This is a genomic window from Ruegeria sp. HKCCD7181 (assembly GCF_057221055.1).
The window spans coordinates 628,572-650,160 of the sequence record NZ_JBWVBC010000002.1; the positions used below are offsets into that span (position 1 = coordinate 628,572).

The window sequence follows — 21,589 nt, forward strand, 5'->3', positions numbered from 1 at the left end:
AATTGGGACGGCGTGTTTTCAGCAAGACGAACCCCACAATGATGACCGTGGCTGGCAACGGTCCAGATGGTTCGGGTTGCTCGAAATACGCGGAATTCAGCATCTGCAATCTGCGCCTTGGGAGGGGCAATCACGTGACCATCAAACTTCATTGTTTCGGAGAAAGCGGGAACTCATACAAAGGCGCACTTGCCTTGGAGATGTCCGGTTTGGAGTGGGAGCCGGTATTTGTCGATTTCTTCAATGGTGTGACCCGCACCCCTGAGTACCGCGCTGAAGTTAACGAAATGGGCGAAGCGCCCGTACTGGTTGACGGTGATTTCCGCACCAGTCAATCTGGTGCAATTCAGGCCTATGTTACAGAAAAATCGGGCAAGTTCGGCGGCAAGACCCACGAAGAAAACTATGACATCCTGCGGTGGGTGCTATGGGACAACCATAAGCTCAGTTCGATGGCTGGATTGACTCGTTTCCTGATCAATTTCCTCCCCGAAAAACATCGCAATCCTGACGTCATCGCCTTCAACCAAGGGCGCTTGAAGGCGGCGTATCAGGTGCTGAACAACCATCTGGACGGCCGCGAATGGATCGTCGGCGACGGCATAACCAACGCTGATATCAGCTGCTGTGGCTATCTCTATTATCCCGAGCCATTCGGCTTTGACCGTTCCGATTGGCCCCACATCGACGCCTGGCTGCAACGCATGTCCGAGCAGCCCGGCTGGAAACACCCCTATGATCTGATGCCCGGCAAACCGTCGGACCGCGCCTGAGGAGACCCCTATGACCGAAGCATATATCTATGACGCCCTACGCACTCCGCGCGGCAAGGGCCGCAAGGATGGCAGCCTGCACGAGGTAACCTCGGTGCGTCTGTCTGCATTGACCCTGAACGCGATGAAAGAGCGGAACAACCTCGAAGGCCACGCCGTGGAAGACGTGATCTGGGGGAACGTCACGCAAGTGATGGAGCAAGGCGGCTGTCTGGCTCGCTCGGCCGTTCTAGCCTCGGATCTGGATGAATCGATCCCCGGTCTGGCGATCAACCGTTTCTGTGCATCGGGCATGGAAGCCGTGAACCTGGCCGCAAATCAGGTCAAAGGCGGAGCGGGCGAGGCCTACATCGCCGGTGGCGTCGAAATGATGGGCCGCGTGGCCATGGGCAGCGACGGTGCGGCGATTGCCGTCGACCCCTCGCTGGCGATGGACACTTATTTCGTGCCGCAGGGCATCTCGGCCGACATTATTGCGACCGAATACGGATTCTCCCGTGATGACGCAGACGCTCTGGCGGTTGAATCGCAAAAACGCGCCGCGGAAGCATGGGCAGACAACCGGTTCGAAAAATCGGTCATCACCGTCAAGGACCAGAACGGCCTGACCATTCTGGACCGCGACGAATACATGCGCCCCGACACCGACATGCAAAGCCTTGGCGCGCTGAACCCGTCGTTTGCGATGATGGGTGAACAAATGCCGGGTTTCGACAAGGTGGCGATGCTGAAATACCCGCATCTTGAGCGCGTGAACCACATCCACCACGCCGGCAACAGCTCGGGCATCGTGGATGGCGCGGCGGCGGTTCTGATTGGCAACAAGGAATTTGGCGAGAAATACGGCTTGAAGCCCCGCGCGCGCATCAAGGCAACCGCCAAGATCGGCACCGACCCGACCATCATGCTGACCGGCCCGGTTCCGGTGACCGAAAAGATTCTGGCCGACAACGGCATGAAGATCAGCGATCTGGACCTGTTCGAAGTGAACGAAGCCTTCGCCTCGGTCGTTCTGCGGTTCCAACAGGCGTTCGACGTCGATCCCGGACTGGTAAACGTCAACGGCGGCTCGATCGCGATGGGTCACCCGCTGGGCGCGACCGGTGCGATGATCATCGGCACATTGCTGGACGAGCTGGAGCGTCAAGACAAAGAAACCGGTTTGGCCACACTCTGCATCGCATCCGGAATGGGCGCGGCAACGATTATCGAGCGCGTTTGATGCCTAAGATCGATCTTTCTCAAATCCCGTTTCAAAACGGCTCGGGCTATCCCGGTAAACTCGCAAGGGTCGGTGACGACCGCTATGTGCAACGCATTGGCGATCCGAACGGCCTGACTCAGTTTGGAGTCAATATCGTGCGGCTGGAGCCAAACGGCCTGTCGTCTCTACGCCACTACCATATGGAGCAGGACGAATTTGCGATCATGTTGAGTGGCACCTGCACGCTGATCGATGATTATGGCGAGCATGAGATGCTGCCCGGCGATTGCGCCGCTTGGCCTGCGGGTGAGGCCAACGGCCACCACCTTGTGAACAAGACCGATGCGCCAGCGAGTTTTCTGGTGGTGGGCACACGGACCCCGACCGAGACCGCGTATTACAGCGACTTAGACATGATGGTGAAGGATGATGAGAACGGATTCTCTTTCACCCGCAAAGACGGCAGCCCGCTGACGGCTGACCAGATTGGAGAAGACGAATGACCGAGTTTACTCTGACCAAAGACGCCGATGGCGTTGGCATTATCAGCTGGGACGTCCCGGGCAAAACCATGAACGTGATGTCGTTTGACGGACTGGCGCAGCTGAGTGACCTGATTGATCAGGCGCTGGCTGATGATGAAGTCAAAGGGATTGTCATCACCTCGGGTAAGGAAGGGTCTTTTGCCGGCGGCATGGACCTGAACCTGCTGGCCGTGATGAAGGAACAGGCGGGCGACAACCCGGCCAACGGTTTGTTCGAGGGCACGATGCAAATGCACGCCCTGCTGCGCAAGATCGAGATGGCGGGTATGGACCCCAAGACCAAGAAGGGTGGCAAGCCGATTGCCACAGCCCTGCCCGGTACTGCTGCCGGCATTGGGATGGAACTGCCGCTGTCCACGCACCGGATCTTTGCCGCTGAAAACCCCAAGGCAAAGTATGGCCTGCCCGAGATCATGGTCGGCATCTTCCCCGGCGCAGGGGGTACTACCCGCATGGTGCGCAAGGTTGGTCCGCTCGCGGCTGCTCCGCTGCTGTTGGAAGGCAAGATGCTGGACGTCAAGAAAGCCAAGGGCGCGGGATACATCGACGAAATCGCCGCTGATCCGGTTGCCGCAGCCAAAGAATGGGTGCTGAACGCCAAGGATGCGGACATCGTCAAACCCTGGGACGCCAAAGGCTACAAGATGCCCGGCGGTGCGCCCTACCACCCAGCTGGCTTCATGAACTTCGTCGGTGCCTCGGCGATGGTGAACGGCAAGACCCAAGGCGCCTTCCCGGCCGCCAAGGCTCTACTGAGCGCGGTTTACGAAGGCGCGCTGGTTGATTTTGACACTGCGCTGAAGATCGAAGCGCGCTGGTTTACCTCTGTATTGATGAATCCATCTTCTGGAGCCATGATCCGTTCGCTGTTCCTGAACAAGGAAGCGCTGGAAAAAGGCGCGGTGCGCCCTGCAGGGGTGCCGGATCAGTCGGTCAAGAAGATCGGCGTTCTGGGTGCAGGTATGATGGGTGCGGGTATCGCGCTGGTGTCTGCTCAGGCTGGCATGGAAGTCGTTCTGGTCGACCGCGATCAGGAAGCGGCGGACAAGGGCAAAGCCTATACCGAAACCTATCTGGACAAGGGTATGAAGCGCGGTAAGGTCACGGCCGAGAAAAAAGAGGCCATGCTGCGCCACATCACTGCGACCCCGGATTTGGACCATCTGAAAGGCTGCGACCTGATCATCGAAGCCGTGTTTGAAGATATGGGCGTCAAGGCCGAGATGACCAAAAAGGTCGAGGCGATCATACCCGAGGACTGCATCTTTGCCTCGAACACATCGACCCTACCGATCTCGGATCTGGCCAAGGCGAGCGTGCGCCCGGACCAATTCATCGGCATCCATTTCTTCTCACCGGTCGAGAAGATGTTCCTGGTCGAGATCATCAAAGGTAAGGAAACCGGTGATCGCGCTGTGGCCAAGGCGCTGGACTATGTCCGCCAAATCCGCAAAACGCCAATCGTGGTCAATGATGCGCGCTTTTTCTACGCAAACCGCTGCATCATTCCCTACATCAATGAAGGTGCGCGGATGGTCACAGAAGGTGTCAGCCCCGTGCTGATCGACAACGCCGCGCGTCAGCTGGGCTTCCCGGTTGGACCTATCCAACTCACAGACGAAACCTCGATCGATCTGGGCGCCAAGATCGCCCGTGCCACCAAGGCAGCGATGGGTGATGCCTATCCGGAAAGTCCCTCGGATGATCTGATCTTCTGGATGGAGGAACAGGGCCGCCTGGGACGCAAAGCGAATGCCGGCTTCTTCGACTATGATGAGAAGGGCAAACGCGTCGAATACTGGAAAGGGCTGCAGGAAAAATACCCGCTGGCCGAGGACCAGCCTAACCTGATCGAAGTGCAGGAACGCCTGATGTTCGCACAGGTGCTGGAAGCCGTCCGAGCACTGGAGGAAGGTGTTCTCGAAGACATCCGCGAAGGCGACGTGGGCGCTATCCTGGGCTGGGGCTTTGCGCCGTGGTCAGGTGGCCCACTCAGCTGGCTGGACATCCTCGGCACACCATACGCAGCTGAACGGTGCGATCAATTGGCTGAGAAATTTGGCGATCGTTTTGCCTGCCCTGCGTTGCTACGCGAAATGGCCGACAAAGGTCAGAGCTTCTACGGTCGCTTCGATACCTCTGCGAAAGCAGCCTGAATTATTGGTGCGGGCACATGTATTCATGTGCCCCCGTCATTTTACTGGTGGGTCAACATCATCCACTCGGGTCGCAGAAACAGTACTGGCGGCGGAGGCCGTCCGGGGCGCCCGGGACGCCGCCGCCCCTTCGCGGGCTTTATCGGAAAGATAGGTTCTTCGGGAACAGGAACAGGCAGTGCGCCCAACGGGTTAGCAAGAGCGAAAATGCTACCCGTTTCGGCAATAGCATCAATTATTGATGTGGCGATCTCACCATCTACTACCGGATAGATCTTTTGGTTGGTCCCGGCCCGCGTCCCAAATCTCGCGGCAGCGCAATAGGCTTGCAGACCTCCCTCGATATAGATCACTTCGTCTTCGTCGAAAAACAGCGTGCTGACTTCGAAACCTGCCCCCGGTGCCCGGGACCTGAGCCGGCAGATACCGCTCAGCAACCTTGCTGAAACAACTGAAACACCGACCTGGGACGGATCAATCTTTTTATGATCCACTGCCATCCCCTGTTCCGGCATCAACCAGACAACGCGACCATTATATGCCGCGCGCGACGGTACCTGAACCGGCAGGTTCTCGGGACGTGTTTCACCTGCGGGAATGGTAATCAAATCAGTTGAGATTCGGCGCACCTCTTTGAATCCATTATCAAGTGTACGCACCAGATCACTGACTTTAAGACGCTCTACCCTCTTCCAGCCACTGGTCGTCGCGATTTTGGTGCCATGCACAAGACCACCTCTACGCGCAGTAACAGCATTACGCTGAATAGTCGGCTCAACACTGGCCGAGCGATCAGAAAAACTTGAAATACTCACTACTTCTAACACGTGCCTCACCCCCTTATGGCACAAACAAAACGATCCAAAAGAGCTATCATGGAAAACAAGCGACCGACTTAGTTTTGCCACATTTTGTCCAAATTGAGGCAATGCAGGGACCTTTTTAGCCCTTTAATCCAAACAACAGCAATCTAAAGGCTGGATTTAGCTCAATATTGGAAACTATCGCCAACAACGAAATGATGCAGCCATATTCCGAATATCTGAAGGTCTTCGACGCTGGCTTGCGCAACCGTTTTCTGGTCCGTCGGGATTACCACGACTGGTAATCGAAATAATGCTCCGCCGGGTTTTGATGCGGTTTCGGACCAGAGCTTCAGAGGCTGAACAACGGTTCGGCGTCCAGATCAATGGTTAATCCACGACACTGATAACTCACTGTGCACGTGTCATTCTTCTTCTCTCGCTGATCCAAAAAACATCTGCGATTTCCTAGCGGTGTTCGAGAAAATTTCATGGTCGCTACCCAATCAGTTGGTCACGAGGCTTCCAGTTCCACGGGTGAACGCCCTGCCCGCCACCCCAGCAATGCACCAGCGACTGCGATTAATCCAATACCGGCGACCTGCATAATGCCAATCGTCTGACCCAAGGCCACCCAAGCGAAGAGTGGGCCAAATATCATCACTGAATACTCAAAGACCGCAACATAGGAAGGCTCCCCAACTTGATAGGCCTTGATCAACATGAATACAGCGATAGTCGAACCAAATGCCTGAATGAAAATCCAAGGCAAAGCTGGTTGCATGGCCCAAACCCAGCCACGGGTGACAAATCCGTCTGCCCCATCAAGAGTTGCAACAGGCAGAACAGTAAAAAATGCCAATCCAACTGCACCGGCCAGACCAAGCGTAACAGACATGCTGGCCAGCAAAGCGGTAGTGCTTTCTTCTGAACAATGGCTGCGTGTGATAATCGCGCCAAAGGCGTAGAAAAACCCGCCTGCAACCGGAAGCAATGTCAGGAAATCAAAATCAGCCGGGTTTGGTTGCAGCACAAACAAAATGCCCATGAATCCGATCATCACGGCAGCTATCCGCCACGGGCCAATAGTTTGCTTCATCCCCAATGCGGAAATCAACAAAACGAAAATCGGCGATGTGAACAGCCCGGCCAACGCCTGCGCGATTGGCATCAAGGCCAAAGAAGAAAAATAGAACAGCATGGCCGTCGTGATCAGGACACTGCGTAACACGACAGGGCCCAGACGCTTCGGGCGCAACCCTCCTAGCCCCAAGAGAGACAATCCAATGATCAGAGGCAGCATTAGCAATGCCCGGCTGAGGTGGAACTGCCATAGGCCGATAGTATCGGCCAGCAGGATCACAACATTGTCGATCACGCCGATGATCGCCATGGCACCGACCATCAGCATCGACGCCAGTACTGGAGAAGTGGTTTTAACTGACTGCAATCTGCACCTCGGTTGAAATCTGAGTCTCGGCTGCTCTGACCTTCCGCGCTATCCAGCACAAATCCGAATTGCGACGCAACTGGTTTGCGCCTTTCGATTTCACCATGCTATGCTTCGGAAAACAAAAAAGTGAGCAGACCTCATCCAGATGACGGCCCTAAAACAGTACCAGCGGATCGAAGCTACCGGTCTGTGGCGCCCCTCGCCCGAGGAACAGCGGCGCGAGGTTGTGGTGTCTATTGGCGAGGCTACGCTGACCATTTCGGATTTCAACGACCGGGCGTTAACGCATTGGTCGCTGGCTGCACTGGAACGGCAGAATCCCGGTGCTTACCCGGCGCTTTTCAATCCCGATGGCGACCCCGGCGAAACACTGGAACTGGCGCAGTCCGAGACGACAATGCTCGAGGCCATCGACCGTCTGCAACGCGCCATCGACCGCGCGCGTCCACACCCTGGGCGGCTGCGATGGTTGTCGGTCGCTGGGGTCGTGTTGGCCGTGCTGGCCGTTCTGCTGCTATGGCTACCGATTGCGCTTCAGCGCCACGTAGTTTCCGTGGTGCCTGACATAAAACGGCAGGAGATCGGCGCGACGATTTTGCAGCGGATCGAACGGGTTTCGGGACAGGCCTGTTCGTCCCGAGACGCTCAGACATCTCTGGACCAATTGGCGAGACGCACAGGTGTTCGTCAGATTGTCATTCTTCCGGCTGGTGTACCGGACAGCCTCAGCCTGCCGGGTGGTACAGTTCTGTTGAACCGCGCACTGATCGAGGACCACGAAGATCCGGCGGTCGCGGCTGGTTACATCATTGCGGCCCGTGCACGCGCAGAACTAAAGGACCCTCTGGATGATCTGCTGGATCGGACCGGTCCAACAGCAGCGTTTCGTTTACTGACAACCGGTGAGCTCACTGCCGACAACGTGGATGCATATACCGAACTGGTTCTCACTGAACCCCGCCCGGAAATCAACGATGACGATCTGCTGGCTGTCTTTGCCCAAGCCGCCCTGCCCACGACGCCCTACGCCTATGCGCGCGACATAACCGGTGAGACGGTTCTGGGGCTGATCGAGGCCGACCCGATGGCAGGCCGGACTTTGGAGCAAGTTCTGCCGGACCGCGACTGGGTCCGGCTGCAAAATATCTGCGGCGAATAATCCGACTACTTGGTACCAAACATCCGGTCGCCTGCATCGCCCAATCCCGGCATAATATAGCCCTTGGAATTCAGCTCTCGATCCAGCGCTGCGGTGACGATCTTGACGTCCGGGTGGGCCTCCTTCATTCGCGCAACCCCTTCGGGCGCGGCCAGCAGGCAAAGGAAGCGGATATCGGTCGCACCGGCCTCTTTCAGCAGATCGATCGCCGCCGCCGAGCTGTTGCCAGTCGCCAGCATCGGGTCTACGGCGATGACCAAACGATCCTTCAACCCTTCGGGAGCCTTGAAATAGTACTGCACGGGTTTCAGCGTTTCTTCATCGCGATAAAGGCCGACAAAGCCTACGCGCGCCGAGGGGATCAGCTCCAGAACGCCATCCAGCATCCCGTTGCCCGCACGCAGGATCGAGACCAGTGCCAGTTTCTTACCCGCAAGAATAGGCGCGTCCATTTCTTCCATTGGCGTTTCGATATGGCGCGTGGTCAGTTTCAGCTCGCGCGTGACCTCATAGGCCAGCAGAAGCGTGATCTCGCGCAGCAGCTGACGGAACACGGCGGTTGAGGTGCCCTTATCCCGCATGAGCGTCAGCTTGTGCTGCACCAACGGGTGATCGACGACGGTCAGATGTTCGCTCATGATTTCTCCAGTCTTTTCTTGACCCGCTCGCGGGTATCTTCATCGCAAAAGGCCGCATTCAGGGCAGTTTCGTTCAGCGCAGCAAAATCCTCGGCTTCCCAACCGAAGGCTTGGTTCAGCATCTCATATTCGCGCCGCATTGTAGTATGGAAAAACGGCGGGTCATCGGTGGACACGGTGACTTTGACACCTGCGTCCCGAAGTTGGGCAATAGGATGCGAGCTGAAGTCGGGGAACAGGCCCAGAACCACATTCGAACCCGGACAAACCTCAAGCGTGACTGCCCGATCCTTCAGTTCGTACAACAGATCCGGGTCTTCGATGGCCCGAACGCCATGACCGACCCGTTCCACGCCCAGATCGCGTACTGCGTCGCGGACGCTTTCGGGTCCACCGAATTCTCCGGCATGTGTAGTCAGGCGCAGCCCCGCCTCGCGCGCGCAATCAAAGGCCCATTTGTAATCGCCCTGCGTACCAACGGATTCGTTTCCCCCCATGCCAAAGCCGGTGATCCAGTCGCCAGCGGTTTCAGCGGCACAATAAGCGCTGCGTTTGGCTTGCTCCGCCCCGAAATGGCGCACACAGGTGACAACGCCTCGCAGCGTGATGTCGAATTCGCGCTCGGCTTGGTCGGCGGCATCACGGATCGCGCTTAGATAGTCTTGCCAGGCCTGCAGGTCACCACCCCCGCAGAAATCGGGACTGAGGAAGGTTTCGGTATAAACCACTCCATTTGCAGCACTTTCTTCGAGGATTGCCAACGTCAGGCGACGAAAATCCTCGGGCGATTTCAACACCTCGCAGGCAGCCTCATAGACGCTGAGGAAATGCGTAAAGTCGCGGAAATCATACGACCCGTCTGGCTTGAAAATACCGCTCAGGTCAATGCGCTTTTCGTGCGCCAGCTGCCGAATAAAGGCAGGCGGAGCAGCGCCCTCATGGTGCAGGTGCAATTCGATCTTCGGTAGGTCAGCGACGGTCATAGGAAGGTCCTTCCCGACCCTTGGGCCGGAATATTCAGGTGATGCGCGATGCTGGCAGCGACGTCGGCGAAATCGACCTGGCCGATCTGGCCCGAACCTTGACCAGCGATCAATACCGGTGCCTGTTCACGCGTATGGTCGGTACCGGTCCAACTTGGATCATTGCCGTGATCTGCGGTCAGCAACAGCAAATCGTCCGGGCGCAACTTTTGCAGGATCGAACCAATCTCATGGTCAAACCACTCCAACGCGCGGGCATAGCCGCTGATATCGCGTCGATGGCCATAAAGGCTGTCGAACTCGACAAAATTTGCAAAGGTCAGGCTGCCGTCTTCGGCCTCATCTACAAGGTCGGACAGGTGGTTCATCAGCTCGGCGTCCGATCCCTTGCGCAAGGTATCGATCCCCTGCATCGAAAAGATGTCGCCGATCTTGCCAACAGCGTGAACCCGACGCCCCGCATCCTGCACCCAGTTGGTCAGAACCGGCGCAGGCGGGAGAATTGCAAAGTCTTTGCGGTTTGTGGTTCGTGTGAAACCCGCCTCGGGCGAGCCGACGAAGGGGCGGGCGATGACGCGACCCACCTTCATCTCGTGCAGACGCGGCGCTAGGGTACGGCACATTTCCAACAGCCGGTCCAGACCAAAGCTCTCTTCATGCGCGGCAATCTGGAAAACGCTGTCAGCAGAGGTATAGCAGATCGGTCGACCAGTTCGCATGTGGTCGGCACCCAGCTCGGCGATGATAGCCGTACCCGATGCATGGCAATCTCCCAGGATTCCATCCGTCCCTGCAGCCTCGGCCGCAGCACGGCTTAGATCAACGGGAAAGGTCGGAACGGTTTCCGGGAAATAGTGCCAATTCCACGGCACAGGCAATCCCGCCAGCTCCCAATGGCCTGAGGGGGTATCCTTGCCTGGTGAATGCTCACGCGCGCAGCCCCATAGGCCTGTCGGGTCAGCCTCGAGGCCAGGAGTCGTGGCGCCTGACGCCAAACGAGTGGCGGCCCCTAGCCCTAATGAATCAAGGTGCGGTACATGCATGGGACCAGAGCGCCCGTCTTCCGCGCGCCCCTCAGCGCAGGCTTGCGCAATATGCGCTAGCGTGTTCGCGCCCTCGTCCGGTATTTGGCCGTTGAAGAACTTATCCGCATCCGGAGCGCCACCGATGCCGACTGAATCCATCACCACCAAAAATGCGCGGCTCATGCAGTGATCCTTTCGTGAACGAGATCTGGCACGGTGTCGGCCTTTTTACCGATGGTCACTGCCCGCAAGACTGTCGCCGCCGCATGGCGCGCAGCTTCCTCGCGGGCGGCGTGGACAACGGCCAACGGTGCGCCCTTAACAACGCGTTCTCCCAGCCGTACGATATCTGACAGGCCAACAGCCGGATCAATCTCATCGCTTTCGACCTGCCGCCCGCCCCCCAGCGAGACTACGGCGAGGCCCAGCGCCTCGCCATCGATTGCTGTGACGTACCCATCCTGAGGTGCAGGCACTTCCTGAATAACGTTCGCCTCGGGCAGAAAGCGTTCCCACGTGTCGACGAAATGAACTGGCCCTCCGACTGCCGCCATCATGCGACCAAAGCGCTCTGCTGCGCGACCGTCGCGAATGATACCTGCAATCCGTGAATATCCCTCCTCGAATGAATCGCACATGCCGGCATCGACCAGCAGTGTACCTCCGAGTTCGGCAGAGACTTCAGCAAGAGGCGACACGCCCCCGCCTGTCAGAACCTTCATCACCTCGGCCACTTCCAACGCATTACCCAGAGCAGAAGCCAGAGGCTGGTTCATATCGGTGATCACGGCCGAGGTCCGGCACCCGGCAGCATTGGCCGTCTCGGTCAACGCCTGCGCCAGCTTTCGGGCCTCTTCATGTGATTTCATGAACGCGCCGCTGCCAACCTTGACGTCCAGAACCAGAGCATCCGGACTGGCCGCAAGTTTCTTGGATAGGATCGACGCGGTGATCAGGTCGAGGCTTTCCACCGTCGCCGTTACATCGCGCACCGCGTAGAGGCGTTTGTCAGCAGGTGCGATCTGGCCCGTTGCACCGACGATAGCCGCCCCGGTTTCTTTCAGAATTTGCGTCAGGCGGCTCTGCCCGATCTGCGTCGTCACGCCGGGAATAGCCTCAAGTTTGTCGAGCGTTCCGCCCGTGTGCCCCAATCCACGCCCAGAAATCATCGGAACGTAGGCCCCACACTCAGCCAGCGCTGGGGCAAGTACAAGACTGACGCAATCTCCGACACCGCCGGTCGAGTGCTTGTCGATTACCGGGCCGCCCAAATCCCAGGACAAAACTTCACCGCTGTCGCGCATGGCAACGGTCAGATCGGCCCGTCCCGTGGCGCCGAGGCTGCCCATGCATACGGCCATGGCAAACGCCCCGGCCTGCGCATCGCTGACTCCACCGTCCGCCAACCCCTGCGCGAACCAAATCAACTCATCGCGATTGGGAACTTCGTGCCGACGCAGTTTGGAAATAATCGAGCGCGCATCCATAGGTTCACGCGCCCTCCATATGCGAGGCGTCGAACGCGCCCGGCAATAACTGACCAATTGTCGTCTTAAACTCCGCGCCGTCCTTTGTCGCAAGCGTTACCGGAACATCACCTTTGCCGAACTCGGCCAACTTTTGTCGACATCCGCCGCAAGGCGGCACCGGCTGCGGGCTAGAGGCGACCACGTAAACTTCTACCAAGTCCTGTTCACCGGCGGCAACCATGGCGGCAATCGCTCCGGCCTCGGCGCAAGTTCCCTCAGGATAAGCCACATTTTCGACGTTGCAGCCCGAATAAACCACCCCAGACGCAGACCGGATCGCCGCTCCGACCTTGAAGTTCGAATAGGGCGCATAGGCGTTTTCGCGGACAGACAAGGCAGCATCTTTAAGAGGCATGGCGATTCCCCAATTTTTGATCATCTGGTCAGAATGACATACCCTAAATGAAAGCAGGCGGGGAATTGAAGCCCCACCTGACCTTTTTCCACAGCGATTTTCAGCCTAACCTAGGGTCGTGTTGAAGGTTCCGGGCAGAGTGACCTCGAGCAGTTCAACGTCATCTGACGGATCAGAAAGCCGCGTCCACATTCCAGGCGGAATGACAAAGGCATCGCCCTGTTCCAATCGATAGGGCTCGCGGCCTTCACCCTCGAGCGTCACCTCACCATTCATCACAAAGGTAAAGTGAATATCCGTGTCGTGGGTAGCCCAGACCGGGTCACCCTGCCCCCGGCGCACCACCTGAACACCCGCGACTCCTTTTGTATTCTCGGCAATCGTCGTGTCCCGGCAAATGTAACCCGGCAGACGGAACGGCATCCACTCGGCATCCTTGGCCTGATTGTAAACAAACCGCTGACCCTGCCATTCGCGATCCGGCCGCAGATGCGGAGTCGGCAATTCCATATCGTGGTCAATCTCCGTGACGTGCTCGGCCGGGACACCAATCTCGATCACTTGCACATTGTCAGACGCTTCCAACACACGATGCCTGATTTCCGGCGGCTGGATGAAACAGTCGCCAGCAGTCAAACGCATCTTTTCGCCTTGATCCTCGTAAACCACATCGACCCAGCCATGGATGCAGAAGATCAGCTGAAACCCGACTTTGTGAAAATGCACCATGTCGGGCACGGGTCCACCGTCCGGAATACGGATATGGCTGGCGATAATCGAACCACCCAGACGATCCGGCACCAGATCACGATAGTGCATCCCGGCGCGCCCAATAATCCATGGTGCCTGATCCTTGAGCCTGCGTACTACGAACGAGTGAACCGTCTCAGGCATCACCAGCGGCGGATGACGCTCTTCGATTTCGATGCGCGTGCCATTTGGCGCCACCAGGCTTCTTTTACCGTCGGCAAAACTGTTCGGATCCTCGGTGATAATGCGTAACGTACCGGGCGCTTCGGGCGCGTCCTTTTCGACACGCAACCGCAAACCGTGGCCGGAAAACACGGCAACCCGCGGATCATCCGCCGGATAAATCATGTCCATCCGCATACCCAGCACCTTGGTATAAAAGGGAATGTCATCGCGCAATTCGTTTGTGGGAATACGAAACTCGGCTATGGTGTCGGTCATGCTGTTCTCCTCTGCGCCGGACAGTGGGGGTCGGTTTGGGAATTTGCAAGACACAGCCGAGCGTCGATCAATTCCAATTCAAGGTTTCCCCGGCGTCAAAACTAGTTTAACACTAAACTAAATTGCAAAACGGGAAGTCCAACGATGTCCGATACACCCAGCCTGCGACAGGCCGCGCTTGACTATCACGCCTATCCAAAGCCCGGAAAGCTTGAAATCAAGGCTACCAAACCGATGGCTAACGGTCGCGATCTGGCACGGGCCTATTCGCCGGGTGTGGCAGAGGCCAGCCTTGAAATCAAAGATAATGCGGACAACGCCGAAAAATATACGTCGCGTGGGAATCTGGTGGCTGTGGTTTCCAACGGAACGGCGGTACTGGGTCTTGGCAATATTGGCGCGCTGGCCTCCAAGCCAGTGATGGAAGGCAAGGCCGTCCTGTTCAAGAAGTTTGCCGGCATCGACTGTTTTGACATTGAGGTTGACCAACCCGATCCGGAAAAGCTGGCTGATATCGTCTGTGCATTGGAACCAACCTTTGGCGCAATTAACCTTGAAGACATCAAGGCACCAGATTGTTTTGTCGTTGAAAAACTGTGCCGCGAACGGATGAATATCCCCGTCTTTCATGATGACCAGCACGGCACCGCCATTGTTGTCGGTGCGGCTGCCAAGAATGCCCTGCACGTGGCTGGAAAGAAATTCGAGGATATAAAGATCGTCTCGACCGGGGGCGGCGCTGCGGGGATCGCCTGCCTGAGCATGTTGGTCAAACTGGGCGTCAAACGAGAGAACATCTGGCTGTGTGATATTCACGGGCTGGTTTACGAAGGCCGGGCCGAGGACATGAATCCGCACAAGGATCAGTTCGCGCAGAAAACCGACCTGCGTACACTGGACGATGTGATGGACGGCGCGGATCTGTTTCTTGGGCTCAGCGGCCCCAATGTGCTGAAACCCGAAATGGTCAAGAAAATGGCCAAGACACCGATCATTTTTGCGCTGGCCAACCCCACTCCGGAAATCCTGCCGCAGGCCGCGCGCGAGGTCGCACCAGACGCAATTATCGCGACCGGGCGCAGCGATTTTCCCAATCAGGTCAACAACGTCCTGTGTTTTCCTTTCATTTTCCGCGGTGCGCTGGACGTTGGCGCGACAGAAATCAACGACGAAATGCAGATCGCCTGCGTAGACGGAATTGCCGAGATGGCCCGCGCTACGACCAGCGCCGAGGCGGCCGCTGCCTACAAGGGTGAACAACTGACATTCGGCCCCGATTACCTGATCCCCAAACCCTTTGATCCGCGTCTTGTCGGAGTGGTGTCCTCCTCTGTGGCAAAGGCCGCGATGAACAGCGGCGTGGCGAAACGGCCCATCGATGATATCGAGGCCTATAAGGAAAAACTGAATCAGACCGTCTTCAAATCCGCCTTACTGATGCGGCCTGTCTTTGAAGCTGCCGCAGCCGCGTCTCGACGGATCGTCTTTGCCGAGGGTGAGGACGAGCGCGTGCTTCGTGCGGCGCAGGCCATTCTGGAAGAAACAACCGAAACACCGATCTTGATCGGACGTCCGGACGTGATCAGCGCTCGCTGCGAAAGGTTGGGACTGACTGTACGTCCTGGTCAGGATTTCCAAATCGTAAACCCGGAAAATGACCCGCGTTATTACGACTATTGGAATTCGTATCACGAGATCATGCAGCGGCGCGGCGTGACACCTGATCTGGCCAAGGCCATTATGCGCACGAACTCGACCGCAATTGGCGCAATCATGGTGCAACGTGGCGAAGCGGACAGCCTGATCTGTGGCACGTTTGGCGAATACCGCTGGCATTTGAATTATGTCGAACAGGTCTTGGGTAATGGCGACATGTACCCGCATGGCGCGATGTCACTTATGATCCTCGAAGACGGCCCGCTGTTCATCGCTGATACACATGTGCGCCAACTACCGACGCCAGAAGAATTGGCTGAAAGCACCATCGGAGCCGCACGACATGTGAGACGGTTCGGGATCGAGCCTAAGATCGCGTTCTGCTCGCAATCGCAATTCGGCAACCAGGCCGAAGGGTCCGGGAAACGTCTGCGTGCAGCGATTGAAATTCTGGACGCCAGAAAGCAGGATTTTGTCTATGAAGGGGAAATGAACCTGGACGTCGCGCTGGACCCTGTACTGCGCGACCGCATTTTTCCAAACTCGCGACTACCGGGCGCCGCGAATGTCCTGATCTTCGCACATGCGGACGCGGCCAGCGGTGTTCGCAACATTCTGAAGATGAAGGCCGACGGCCTGGAGGTTGGGCCGATTTTGATGGGTATGGGCAATAGGGCTCATATCGTGACACCGTCGATCACGGCTCGCGGGCTACTGAATATGGCAGCTATTGCTGGAACACCTGTCACGCACTACGCGTAAGCTTGGCTGATACTCCACGTGGCATTGTCGCGGCTGAAAATCGGGACCAGTGTGATTCTGGGGGCGCTATCAGCTTTGCATCCCAGAGTTTGCACATTTGCAAAATGCGAGGGAAACCCGAACCAGATCGACTAAAATTAACCTATTTGCAAAAATTTGCAGCCGTTTTCGTAACATTCTGCAAAGATTTTGCGAAAAACTGACGCGCCTTCTATCGCACAGCTTGTTCACTGAGTCGGGGATGCTTAACACAATGCTCGAGGATATCAGGAGGAGGACGCCATGACGTATCAGGACGTTTATGAGAGTTGGAAATCCGATCCCGAGGCGTTCTGGATGGAAGCCGCGAAGGGGATCGATTGGGTTCAAAAGCCCACAAAAGCGCTGTTTGATGACAATGCACCGCTCTACGAATGGTTCTGCGACGCCAAGGTAAACACCTGCTGGAACGCAGTCGACCGCCATGTGGAAAACGGGCGAGGCGAACAGACAGCAATTATCTACGACAGCCCGATCACGCACACCAAACGCGAAATCTCATATGTCGAGCTCCGCAACCGCGTGGCAAATCTGGCAGGCGCGTTGCGTGCGAAGGGTGTCGAAAAGGGCGACAGGGTTATCATTTATATGCCGATGATCCCCGAAGCCCTGGAGGCAATGCTGGCCTGTGCACGGCTCGGGGCGGTGCACTCGGTCGTATTCGGTGGCTTCGCCAGTAACGAGCTTGCGGTACGGATCGACGACGCAAAACCCAAGGCGATCATCGCCGCGTCTTGCGGAATGGAGCCCGGCCGTGTGGTGCATTACAAACCCCTGCTTGACGGCGCTATCGACATGGCCAGCCACAAGCCCGAGTTTTGTGTGATCTTCCAGCGCGAGCAAGAGGTAGCCCAGCTGGTCGAAGGGCGCGACTATAACTGGCACGGTTTCCAGTACGGGGTAGAGCCTGCGGAATGCGTCCCGGTTGATGGCAATGATCCTGCCTATATCCTCTACACCTCGGGCACGACCGGCGCACCCAAAGGCGTTGTACGCCCGACTGCTGGGCATCTGGTAGCCCTGAATTGGTCGATGAAGAACATCTATAATGTCGATCCGGGTGACGTTTTCTGGGCGGCCTCAGACGTGGGCTGGGTCGTGGGACACTCGTACATTTGCTATGCCCCGCTGATCCACGGCAACACTACAATCGTGTTCGAGGGCAAGCCGGTTGGCACTCCGGATGCCGGAACCTTCTGGCGCGTGATATCCGAACACAAGGTCAAAAGCTTCTTCACTGCTCCTACGGCCATTCGTGCCGTCAAACGTGAAGACCCAAACGGCGAGTTACTGGCGAACTACGATCTGTCTTGCCTGGGCGCCCTGTTCCTAGCCGGCGAACGGGCAGACCCGGACACAATCACCTGGGCGCAGGCGGCACTGAACGTGCCGGTAATCGACCACTGGTGGCAGACCGAAACCGGGTGGGCCATTGCCGGAAACCCGATGGGGATCGAGGAATTGCCGGTCAAGCTGGGCTCGCCCGCAAAACCAATGCCCGGATACGACGTGCAGATTTTGGACGAAGGCGGCCATCCGATGAAGCCGGGCGAACTGGGTGCAATCGCGGTCAAGCTACCTCTGCCGCCCGGTACTTTGCCGACCCTTTGGAACGCAGAAGATCGATTCAAAAAATCCTATCTGGAACACTTCCCAGGATATTACGAAACTGGCGATGCGGGCATGATCGACGAGGATGGATACCTCTACATCATGGCGCGCACCGATGACGTGATCAACGTGGCTGGTCACCGGCTGTCCACCGGCGGGATGGAAGAGGTTCTGGCAGCCCACCCGGACGTGGCAGAATGCGCGGTGATCGGAGTATCTGATCAGCTGAAGGGTCAAATGCCGGTTGGGTTCCTGTGCCTGAACTCTGGTGCCGAGCGCCAGCACGGCGAAGTCGTGCAGGAAGTCGTAAAGCTGGTGCGCGAGAAGATTGGCCCGGTCGCAGCCTTCAAACTCGCGGTCGTAGTGGATCGGCTGCCCAAGACCCGCTCAGGCAAGATCCTGCGCGGCACGATGGTGTCGATTGCCGATGGCAAGGACTACAAAATGCCGGCCACAATCGACGATCCGGTCATTCTGGACGAGATCACCTCGGCCCTGCAAACCATCGGCTACGCACAATAAACACGGAAGGGCGGCCACGCCGCCCTACTCTCTTGTTTTTCTTGCAACCCGTCACAGTCCCCCTAGTGTCGTGCCAAAGCAGTGAGGGCACATGACACATACCGACTTCTGGCGTCTGAGCGCCACAGAGCTGACGGCACTGACACGCACCGGAGAGCTGAGCGCTGAAAACGCCGTTCACAGCGCTCTGGACCGGATGGATCAGGCAAATCCCGGCCTGAACGCGGTGGTTGAAGACCTGCGTACCGAAGCGCTGGAACGCGCCCGGCATCTGGATCGGACCCGTGCAAGTGGAAAACCAGCAGGTCCTCTGCACGGGGTTCCCGTAACCATCAAGGTGAACGTTGACCAGAAAGGTCACGCCACGACCAATGGGGTGATAGCCTTGAAAGAGGCCGTCGCGCCGGATGATGCTCCGGTCGTGACCAATCTGCTAAACGCAGGCGCTGTGGTGATCGGGCGCACCAACACCCCGGAGTTTTCTTTCCGCGCTGATACCGACAATCCCCTGCACGGACGCACGTATAACCCCTGGGGCCGGCATATCTCGCCCGGTGGTTCGTCCGGCGGCGCGGGGGCAGCGGTGATGACGGGCATCGGAGCGTTGGGTCATGGCAATGACATCGGCGGCAGCCTGCGCTTTCCTGCTGCGGCCAACGGAGCGGTGACGATCAAACCTGGTCTTGGTCGCGTCCCTGCGTGGAACCCCGGACAAAAGGCCGAACGGGGATTACTGGCGCAGTCCATGTCGGTTCAAGGGTTGATCACACGCTCGGCCGCGGATTTGCACCTGTCCATGCCCAGTCTGATCGCCTCCGATCCGCGTGATCCTTTCCATGTTCCGATGCCGTGGCGCGGAGAGGAATTGGAAGGCCCGATCAGGGTGGCGTTTACCAAAAACACTTTCGGATACGCTCTGCACCCGGAAGTCGAAAAAGCCCTCGATACAGCGCGGGACGCGCTGGTCGATGCCGGTTACCTAGTGGAAGAAATCGATCCGCCTGATGTATTCGAGTGTGGCCGCAACGGCTATCGCGCTTTGATGGGCGAGGTTCTGACCCTGATGAAAGGCGACATCGAGGCCGCCGGGTCTGAAACGATCCGCAATGTATTTGAGGTCTACTTTCAGGAATTCCCACCTATCGTTGAAGCCGATCTGCTTCGCATGATGGCAAAACGCAGCCACTACGCCCGCGAGTGGTCACTGTTTCTGCAGAATTACCCCTTGGTGCTTTCGCCTTTCCTACCCCAGCCCTTTTTCAAACCTGACCGGGACACCGAAGGGGTTGAAGGCGTACACGAAGTTCTTGGCTGCGCCGTCTATTCTTATGCGATGAACTTTCTTGGGTTACCCGCGGCATGCGTCCCTGCCGGGTTGGCGGAACTACCGCTGGGGCCTCAACCAATCAACGTGCAAATCGCAGCACAGCGCTGGCGCGAAGATTTGGCAGTGGACGCCGCCGTTGCAATCGAAGCGCGAGTCGGACAAATGGCGCCGATCCTGTGGGATAAGATGGCAGCGGAAGCGTGAGCCGGCAGCTCACCCCCCCACAAAAAATAGACCCCGGGTTTTTGTGCCCGGGGTCCGCATACTAAAATATGCCCGGATTTCTGATGACGAGCGTAGCACCACCCACCCTCGCCAGCGCGTAAACTGCGCAATCGTTCGAAAACACCGTTGGATGGCCACTCACTTCCATCCTGGCGTGTTCTCCGGGCAAGTTCACGGTAACAAACGGCTTCTACCCTGCATGTGAACTGGTTCACACAATGTGCTCGAATGTGCGATCTGAGAGAATTTTTATGTGAATTGCTCAGATATTAGGCGTTCTTCCAACCCATGACCCGGATCGAACAGAATGCGATGCTGCACTGCTGGCTCCGATCTAATTTCGACCCAGTCAATATCGGGAATTGAGATCGAGTCGGCATCCGCCATGACCGGACGCTTGTCCGCCTCAATGACATCAAATCTCACCTGAGCCGTCTTGGGCAGCAATGCCCCTCGCCAACGCCGCGGTCGAAATGCAGCAATGGCTGTCAGGGCCAGAACGTCAGAGCCAATTGGCAATATCGGACCATGCGCGGAATAGTTGTAAGCCGTTGACCCCGCCGGCGTGGACAAAAGCGCCCCATCACAGACCAGTTCGTCCAAACGCTCGCGGCCATCGACCGAGATTTTCAGGCGTGCGGCCTGTGGGCCGGCGCGCAGCAGAGAAACCTCGTTGATTGCCAGCGCCTCATGCAGCTTCCCCGATTGATCCATCGCTGTCATGATCAGAGGGTTGATTACCTCTTCCTCGGCCTCCGCCAACCGGGTCATCAGGTCGGTGTCGGAATACTCGTTCATCAAAAAACCGATTGTGCCGCGGTTCATGCCATAAACCGGAGTGTTCAGATGCTGGGTATTATGCAACGTGCGCAACATGAACCCATCTCCACCAAGGGCAACCACAACATCTGCGTCCCGGGGCGCCACATTCCCATAGCGCGCCACCAGCACGTCCCGCGCGGATTGCGCCACTTGGACGTCGCTGGCAAGAAAGGCGATTCTCTTAGTCATGATTTGTGGTTTCCGGTGCTGCACATTTGGTTCCGAAACAAACACACCTTTCCGCATTACGCCAGACTTGACGCCATAGCGGGCCATTTCGTCGCTTTACAGTCTTTTTAGAGCACCCGGTTTCCGATAGGAAATCCGCCAACGATACCCCAGCCATTCGGAGCCCCCATGAACGCCAACCTTCGTGACACCGGTTTTTTCACCCAGTCTCTTTCCGACCGTGATCCTGAGCTTTTCGGCTCGATCACATCGGAACTGGGCCGCCAGCGCGACGAGATCGAACTGATCGCGTCCGAGAACATCGTCTCTGCCGCCGTGATGGAGGCGCAGGGCTCGGTGATGACCAACAAATACGCCGAAGGCTATCCCGGGCGTCGCTACTATGGCGGCTGCCAGTTCGTTGATATCGCCGAGAACCTGGCCATCGACCGCGCCAAACAGCTGTTTGGCTGCGGCTTCGCCAACGTCCAGCCGAACTCGGGCAGCCAGGCCAACCAGGGCGTGTTCCAGGCATTGATCAAACCCGGCGACACCATTCTGGGCATGAGTCTGGATGCCGGTGGCCATCTGACCCATGGCGCGCGCCCGAACCAGTCGGGCAAGTGGTTCAACGCGGTGCAAT

The 21,589-nt window shown here is 57.5% G+C and carries 17 protein-coding genes and 1 pseudogene; 9 read left to right on the top strand and 9 right to left on the bottom strand.

The annotated features are described in order from the left end of the window. The first annotated feature begins 134 nt into the window (after nt 1-134). The 4 genes from AC2TCY_RS06665 to AC2TCY_RS06680 are packed head-to-tail and all read left to right on the top strand — an operon-like array spanning nt 135 to nt 4,678. Nucleotides 135-773 (top strand): glutathione S-transferase family protein, encoded by a 639-nt coding sequence (locus AC2TCY_RS06665; protein ID WP_480846336.1) that lies wholly within the window; start codon nt 135-137, stop codon nt 771-773. Between the two features lie 10 nt (nt 774-783). Then, nucleotides 784-1,995: an acetyl-CoA C-acetyltransferase gene (locus AC2TCY_RS06670; RefSeq protein ID WP_480846337.1), complete on the top strand. Its 1,212-nt coding sequence runs from the start codon at nt 784-786 to the stop codon at nt 1,993-1,995. Beyond that, complete coding sequence (locus AC2TCY_RS06675; protein ID WP_480846338.1) at nt 1,995-2,480, top strand: cupin domain-containing protein; 486 nt, start codon at nt 1,995-1,997, stop codon at nt 2,478-2,480. The genes AC2TCY_RS06670 and AC2TCY_RS06675 overlap by 1 nt, the downstream gene beginning before the upstream one ends. Continuing rightward, a complete protein-coding gene (locus AC2TCY_RS06680) occupies nt 2,477-4,678 on the top strand; it encodes a 3-hydroxyacyl-CoA dehydrogenase NAD-binding domain-containing protein (protein ID WP_480846339.1) in 2,202 nt (733 codons plus the stop codon). Before AC2TCY_RS06675 ends, AC2TCY_RS06680 begins: the two co-directional genes overlap by 4 nt. A gap of 41 nt (nt 4,679-4,719) precedes the next feature. On the opposite strand, the gene AC2TCY_RS06685 is transcribed toward AC2TCY_RS06680, so the two are convergent. Together AC2TCY_RS06685 and AC2TCY_RS06690 are read right to left on the bottom strand one after the other, a co-directional pair. Further along, a complete protein-coding gene (locus tag AC2TCY_RS06685) occupies nt 4,720-5,505 on the bottom strand; it encodes a Hint domain-containing protein (protein WP_480846340.1) in 786 nt (261 codons plus the stop codon). Nucleotides 5,506-5,995: 490 nt separating this feature from the next. Beyond that, a complete protein-coding gene (locus AC2TCY_RS06690; protein ID WP_480846341.1) occupies nt 5,996-6,931 on the bottom strand; it encodes a DMT family transporter in 936 nt (311 codons plus the stop codon). A 148-nt stretch (nt 6,932-7,079) separates the two neighbouring features. Here AC2TCY_RS06690 and AC2TCY_RS06695 point away from each other — a divergent pair, with 148 nt between their 5' ends. After that, nucleotides 7,080-8,093 carry a hypothetical protein gene (locus tag AC2TCY_RS06695; RefSeq protein WP_480846342.1) on the top strand — a complete coding sequence of 338 codons (1,014 nt, stop codon included), beginning with the start codon at nt 7,080-7,082 and terminating at the stop codon, nt 8,091-8,093. A gap of 5 nt (nt 8,094-8,098) precedes the next feature. Here the strand turns inward: AC2TCY_RS06695 and upp are convergent, their stop codons facing one another. The 6 genes from upp to AC2TCY_RS06725 form a co-directional block, all read right to left on the bottom strand. After that, the gene (gene upp, locus AC2TCY_RS06700; RefSeq protein WP_170741068.1) at nt 8,099-8,731 is read right to left on the bottom strand and encodes a uracil phosphoribosyltransferase; all 633 of its coding nucleotides are present in this window, start codon (nt 8,729-8,731) and stop codon (nt 8,099-8,101) included. Beyond that, complete coding sequence (locus tag AC2TCY_RS06705) at nt 8,728-9,714, bottom strand: adenosine deaminase (protein ID WP_480846343.1); 987 nt, start codon at nt 9,712-9,714, stop codon at nt 8,728-8,730. The genes upp and AC2TCY_RS06705 overlap by 4 nt, the downstream gene beginning before the upstream one ends. Then, nucleotides 9,711-10,922, bottom strand: coding sequence for a phosphopentomutase (locus AC2TCY_RS06710; RefSeq protein ID WP_480846344.1), 1,212 nt, complete (start codon nt 10,920-10,922; stop codon nt 9,711-9,713). The genes AC2TCY_RS06705 and AC2TCY_RS06710 overlap by 4 nt, the downstream gene beginning before the upstream one ends. Further along, on the bottom strand, nt 10,919-12,226 hold the full coding sequence (locus tag AC2TCY_RS06715; RefSeq protein WP_480846345.1) for a thymidine phosphorylase: 1,308 nt from the start codon (nt 12,224-12,226) through the stop codon (nt 10,919-10,921). The genes AC2TCY_RS06710 and AC2TCY_RS06715 overlap by 4 nt, the downstream gene beginning before the upstream one ends. Nucleotides 12,227-12,230: 4 nt before the next feature. Beyond that, the gene (locus tag AC2TCY_RS06720; protein ID WP_480846347.1) at nt 12,231-12,623 is read right to left on the bottom strand and encodes a cytidine deaminase; all 393 of its coding nucleotides are present in this window, start codon (nt 12,621-12,623) and stop codon (nt 12,231-12,233) included. A 105-nt stretch (nt 12,624-12,728) separates the two neighbouring features. Then, complete coding sequence (locus AC2TCY_RS06725) at nt 12,729-13,814, bottom strand: cupin domain-containing protein (RefSeq protein ID WP_480846348.1); 1,086 nt, start codon at nt 13,812-13,814, stop codon at nt 12,729-12,731. A 144-nt stretch (nt 13,815-13,958) separates the two neighbouring features. Here AC2TCY_RS06725 and AC2TCY_RS06730 point away from each other — a divergent pair, with 144 nt between their 5' ends. The 3 genes from AC2TCY_RS06730 to AC2TCY_RS06740 all read left to right on the top strand — a co-directional run bounded on the left by AC2TCY_RS06730 (nt 13,959) and on the right by AC2TCY_RS06740 (nt 19,935). Further along, nucleotides 13,959-16,232: an NADP-dependent malic enzyme gene (locus tag AC2TCY_RS06730; RefSeq protein ID WP_480846349.1), complete on the top strand. Its 2,274-nt coding sequence runs from the start codon at nt 13,959-13,961 to the stop codon at nt 16,230-16,232. 282 nt (nt 16,233-16,514) lie between these two features. Beyond that, on the top strand, nt 16,515-18,404 hold the full coding sequence (gene prpE / locus AC2TCY_RS06735) for a propionate-CoA ligase PrpE (RefSeq protein WP_480846351.1): 1,890 nt from the start codon (nt 16,515-16,517) through the stop codon (nt 18,402-18,404). A gap of 91 nt (nt 18,405-18,495) precedes the next feature. Beyond that, nucleotides 18,496-19,935, top strand: a complete 1,440-nt coding sequence (locus AC2TCY_RS06740) for an amidase family protein (protein WP_480846352.1) — start codon at nt 18,496-18,498, stop codon at nt 19,933-19,935. A 270-nt stretch (nt 19,936-20,205) separates the two neighbouring features. On the opposite strand, the gene AC2TCY_RS06745 is transcribed toward AC2TCY_RS06740, so the two are convergent. Next, entirely contained in the window at nt 20,206-20,967 is a 762-nt protein-coding gene (locus tag AC2TCY_RS06745) for an NAD kinase (RefSeq protein WP_480846353.1), read from the bottom strand. A gap of 168 nt (nt 20,968-21,135) precedes the next feature. Here AC2TCY_RS06745 and glyA point away from each other — a divergent pair. After that, nucleotides 21,136-21,589: pseudogene (glyA, locus tag AC2TCY_RS06750) on the top strand (serine hydroxymethyltransferase); the annotation flags it as partial.

Bases quoted from the DNA above. Each gene is read 5' to 3' on its own strand.
- AC2TCY_RS06725 (WP_480846348.1), bottom strand. From the start codon at position 13,814: ATGACCGACACCATAGCCGAGTTTCGTATTCCCACAAACGAATTGCGC.
- AC2TCY_RS06715 (WP_480846345.1), bottom strand. From the start codon at position 12,226: ATGGATGCGCGCTCGATTATTTCCAAACTGCGTCGGCACGAAGTTCCC.
- AC2TCY_RS06675 (WP_480846338.1), top strand. From the start codon at position 1,995: ATGCCTAAGATCGATCTTTCTCAAATCCCGTTTCAAAACGGCTCGGGC.
- AC2TCY_RS06740 (WP_480846352.1), top strand. From the start codon at position 18,496: ATGACACATACCGACTTCTGGCGTCTGAGCGCCACAGAGCTGACGGCA.
- AC2TCY_RS06720 (WP_480846347.1), bottom strand. From the start codon at position 12,623: ATGCCTCTTAAAGATGCTGCCTTGTCTGTCCGCGAAAACGCCTATGCG.
- AC2TCY_RS06680 (WP_480846339.1), top strand. From the start codon at position 2,477: ATGACCGAGTTTACTCTGACCAAAGACGCCGATGGCGTTGGCATTATC.
- AC2TCY_RS06730 (WP_480846349.1), top strand. From the start codon at position 13,959: ATGTCCGATACACCCAGCCTGCGACAGGCCGCGCTTGACTATCACGCC.
- AC2TCY_RS06710 (WP_480846344.1), bottom strand. From the start codon at position 10,922: ATGAGCCGCGCATTTTTGGTGGTGATGGATTCAGTCGGCATCGGTGGC.
- upp (WP_170741068.1), bottom strand. From the start codon at position 8,731: ATGAGCGAACATCTGACCGTCGTCGATCACCCGTTGGTGCAGCACAAG.
- AC2TCY_RS06695 (WP_480846342.1), top strand. From the start codon at position 7,080: ATGACGGCCCTAAAACAGTACCAGCGGATCGAAGCTACCGGTCTGTGG.
- AC2TCY_RS06705 (WP_480846343.1), bottom strand. From the start codon at position 9,714: ATGACCGTCGCTGACCTACCGAAGATCGAATTGCACCTGCACCATGAG.
- AC2TCY_RS06745 (WP_480846353.1), bottom strand. From the start codon at position 20,967: ATGACTAAGAGAATCGCCTTTCTTGCCAGCGACGTCCAAGTGGCGCAA.
- AC2TCY_RS06670 (WP_480846337.1), top strand. From the start codon at position 784: ATGACCGAAGCATATATCTATGACGCCCTACGCACTCCGCGCGGCAAG.
- prpE (WP_480846351.1), top strand. From the start codon at position 16,515: ATGACGTATCAGGACGTTTATGAGAGTTGGAAATCCGATCCCGAGGCG.